Consider the following 4,289-nt stretch of genomic DNA (forward strand, 5'->3'; position numbering starts at 1 on the left):
GCACCGCCACCAGCCCCAGCTCCGCCGGTGACGCCAGCAGCCGGTGTGCCGGGAGGATGCGCACCGTGTAGCCGAACGGGCCCGTGCGGTCGAGCGACAGCGGGCCCTCGTACACCCAGCGGCCCTCCCCGTCCGGACCACCCGTCGGCTTCAGCGGGACACCCGTCGCGTCCGTGAGGCGGTCCTCGGAGTCCACCCGGCCCGAGACCGCCTGGACCTCCACGTCGTCCGGGGCCAGCTGCCCCAGGCCCACGCGCACCCGGAGCGCGAGCGTCGTCCCGAGTTCCGCCGTGGCCGTGGACGCCGAGGTCTCCACATGGTCCACCGTGACCCGGTGCCAGGCCGAGCGCACCCTCGCCTTCCACTCCGCCAGCTCCCGCGCCGCGTCGAGGGTCAGCTCACGGTGCGAACGGGCCGCCGGGGCGTACAGCCGCTCGACGTACTCCCGCACCATCCGTCCCGCCAGCACCTTCGGTCCCAGATGCGTCAGCGTCTGGCGGACCATCTCGATCCAGCGGTCGGGCAGGCCGCCCTGGCCACGCTCGTAGAAACGGGGGGCCACCCGCTGCTCCAGCAGGTCGTACAGCGCCGAGGCCTCCAGGTCGTCCCGGCGGTCGTCGTCCGTCGCCGTACCGTCCGCCGTGGGGATCGCCCAGCCGAAGTCCGGCTGGAACCACTCGTCCCACCAGCCGTCCAGGACGGACAGGTTCAGGCAGCCGTTCAGCGCCGCCTTCATCCCACTCGTCCCGCACGCCTCCAGCGGGCGCAGCGGGTTGTTCAGCCATACGTCGCAGCCCGGGTACAGCTTCTGCGCCATGGCCATGCCGTAGTCCGGGAGGAAGACGATCCGGTGCCGTACGCGGGGGTCGTCGGCGAACTTCACCAGTTCCTGGATCAGTCGTTTGCCGCCGTCGTCCGCCGGGTGGGCCTTGCCCGCGATGACGAACTGGACCGGCCGCTCCTCGTGCAGCAGCAGGTCCATCAGGCGGTCGCGGTCGCGCAGCATCAGGGTCAGCCGTTTGTACGACGGGACGCGGCGCGCGAAGCCGATGGTGAGGACGTCCGGGTCCAGTACGCCGTCGATCCACCCGAGTTCGGCCGTGCCCGCGCCGCGCTGCCGCCAGGAGGCGTACAGCCGCTGCCGTACCTCCGTCACCAGCTGCTCGCGCAGCACCCGCCGCAGGTCCCAGATGTCCTGGTCGGGGATGTCCCCCACCGCGTCCCAGCGGTCCGAGCCGCCGACCGTCATCGCGTCCTCGGTGCGCTGCGCGCCGATCTGGCGCGCGCCCAGCCGGAAGACCTCCGGGGCCACCCAGGTGGGGGCGTGGACGCCGTTCGTCACGGAGGTGATCGGGACCTCGTCCGGTTCGAAGCCCGGCCACAGGCCCGAGAACATCTCCCGGCTGACGTTGCCGTGCAGCAGCGAGACTCCGTTCGCCCGCTGCCCGAGCCTGAGGCCCATCACCGCCATGTTGAAGACGTTCGGGTCGCCCCCCGAGTACGTCTCCATGCCCAGGCCCAGGACCCGTTCCACGTCGATGCGCGGGAGTTCCGCGTCCGGGCCGAAGTGGCGGGCCACGAGCTCGCGGTCGAAGCGGTCGATGCCGGCGGGTACGGGGGTGTGGGTGGTGAAGACCGTGCCCGCGCGGACCGCCTCGAGCCCAGCGTCGAAGTCCAGTCCGTCGTCGCAGAGTTCGGCGATCCGCTCCAGGTTCAGGAAGCCGGCGTGCCCCTCGTTGGTGTGGAAGACCTCGGGGACCGGGTGGCCGGTGAGACGGCAGTACGTGCGGACCGCGCGGACACCTCCTATGCCCAGCAGCATCTCCTGGAGGAGGCGGTGCTCGCTGCCGCCGCCGTACAGCCGGTCCGTCACGCCCCGCTCTCCGTGGTCGTTCTCGTCCACGTCCGAGTCGAGCATCAGCAGGGGGACGCGGCCGACCTGCGCCTGCCAGATACGGGCCAGCAGCCGGCGTCCGCCGGGGAGGGCCAGGGAGACCTGGGCGACGGAGCCGTCGGGCTCCCGCAGCGGCACCACGGGGAGTTCGTTGGGGTCGAGCACCGGATAGTGCTCCTGCTGCCAGCCGTCCCGTGACAGCGTCTGGCGGAAGTAGCCGTGGCGGTAGAGGAGCCCCACGCCGATGAGCGGTACGCCGAGGTCGCTGGCCGCCTTCAGATGGTCGCCGGCCAGGATGCCGAGGCCGCCCGAGTACTGCGGGAGGGCGGCGGTGATGCCGAACTCGGGCGAGAAGTACGCAACGGCCTGCGGGAGTCCCTCAGGCTGGGACTGGTACCAGCGGTCGCCCGCCGTGTAGTCGCGCAGATCGTCGGCCGCGGCGGCCAGGCGCCGCAGGAAGCGCCGGTCCTCGGCCAGTTCCGCCAGGCGTTCGGCCGGGACGCTACCGAGGAGCCGCACGGGATCGCCTCCCGAGGAGGCCCAGCGCTCCGGATCGACGGACTGGAAGAGGTCACGGGTCTCGGCGTGCCAGGACCAGCGCAGATTGCGCGCCAGTTCGCTGAGCGGGTGAAGGGCCTCGGGGAGGACGGGTCGGACGGTGAACCTGCGGATCGCCTTCACTGACTGCCACCTTCGCGAAAGGACGTGCGCTGCCGAGGGACCCACGCCACTGTGGGTCCCTTCGTCACCTCCGACCGTAGCGGCGTCAGTGCCCCGGCGACACGGTGCCTTCACGGGCGCGCCCCCTCAGCGCCACCCGGCGCAACCACTCGTGGAGTGACCGCGACGGCGAACCACCAGGTCCGCGAGAGCGGTGCCGACTCAGGTGCCGACTCAGGCGCAAAAGGGTGCCTTGTGGGGCTTCGCCCCGTACGAGACGCTGCCGGTGACGTACCGGTCGCTCTCCGTCATACCGGGCGAACTCCGGCGATCGTACGTCGAGTTGAGGAGGGGAACTCACCGATGGCACAGACTGCGAACAGGCGTCTGCGCTGGGCGGGAGGGCTGGTCGCGGTGGCCACGGCCGCGGCGCTTTCGGCCGTCACCCTGCCGGCGCGCGCCACCCCGCAGGGGCGGATATCCGGCGCCGGCGAGCCCGGCTCCGTGAGCGGCAGCTACATCGTGACACTCAAGGGGGAGACGAAGGCGCCCTCGGCGGCCGGAAAGGGCATCGCCGAGAAGTACGGGGCGAGAATCAGCCATATGTACGGCTCGGTCCTGAACGGCTACGCCGTGCAGGTGAACGAGCGCCAGGCCAAGGCCCTCGCGGCGGACTCCCGCGTGGCCTCGGTCGTCCAGGACACGCGGGTGACGTACGACCACACGCAGAAGAACCCGCCCTCCTGGGGCCTCGACCGCGTCGACCAGCCGGACCTGCCGCTCGACCGGAGATACACGGGGCCCGAGTCGGCGGGCAGGGGCGTCACGGTGTACGTCATCGACACCGGCATCCGGATCACCCACCAGGACTTCGGCGGCCGGGCGAGCTACGGGTGGGACTTCGTCGACGACGACCGGACCGCCAAGGACGGCAACGGCCACGGCACCCATGTGGCGGGCACCGCCGTGGGCACCAGGTACGGCGTCGCCAAGAAGGCCCGGGTGGTCGCCGTCCGTGTGCTCGACGACGCCGGCGCGGGCACCACCGCCCAGGTCATCGCGGGTATCGACTGGGTGACGAAGCACGCGAGGAAGCCGGCGGTGGCCAACATGAGCCTGGGCGGTTTCGGCAACGGGCAACTCGACGCGGCCGTACGGAACTCGATCGCGTCCGGAGTGACGTACGCGGTGGCGGCGGGCAACGACGGGCTGTCGGCCCGGAGCTACTCCCCTGCCCGGGTCAAGCAGGCGATCACGGTCGGCGCCACCGACACGAAGGACCGGCGGGCGGTCTTCTCCAACTGGGGCCCGAGCCTGGACCTGTTCGCGCCCGGCGCGGCGATCACCTCCGCCTCGCACCGCGACGACACCGGCAGGGTGACCTTCGACGGTACGTCGATGGCGGCCCCGCATGTCGCGGGCGCGGCCGCGCTCCACCTCGCCGACCATCGCGGGGCCACCCCCGCCCAGGTGAGTACCGCCCTTGTCCACCGCGCGGTTTCGGGCAGGGTGACGGGCCGCGGCGCGGGCTCACCGAACGAACTGCTGCAGGTCAACAACCCGTAGCACCAGGTCAAACTCTCGCAAAGAGCGGAAAGGACCGGACCGGCCTCGCCCTGACTGGACGAGGCCGGTCTTGTGCGTAGACATACGCGTGAGTAGTTAACACAGTGCCGGAATGCCCACCCGGACACCGTGGGAAGGCTCCTCCGGTACGCCCCGCAGGCCCCACCTC

2 protein-coding genes are annotated in these 4,289 nt (G+C 71.5%); one reads left to right on the forward strand and one right to left on the reverse strand.

Annotation, left to right across the window (positions count from 1 at the left end; translation table 11 throughout):
* Positions 1-2,575, reverse strand: a 2,575-nt coding sequence (locus FNH04_RS42230) for a glycosyltransferase family 1 protein (RefSeq protein ID WP_322725444.1), incomplete at its 3' end; no start/stop codon positions are given.
* A 342-nt stretch (positions 2,576-2,917) separates the two neighbouring features.
* On the opposite strand from FNH04_RS42230, the gene FNH04_RS42235 reads away from it, so the two are divergent.
* Positions 2,918-4,120 (forward strand): S8 family peptidase, encoded by a 1,203-nt coding sequence (locus tag FNH04_RS42235; RefSeq protein ID WP_152791539.1) that lies wholly within the window; start codon positions 2,918-2,920, stop codon positions 4,118-4,120.
* The last annotated feature ends 169 nt before the right edge of the window (positions 4,121-4,289 follow it).

The organism is Streptomyces phyllanthi, assembly GCF_009377205.1.
Taxonomy (GTDB): domain Bacteria; phylum Actinomycetota; class Actinomycetes; order Streptomycetales; family Streptomycetaceae; genus Streptomyces; species Streptomyces phyllanthi.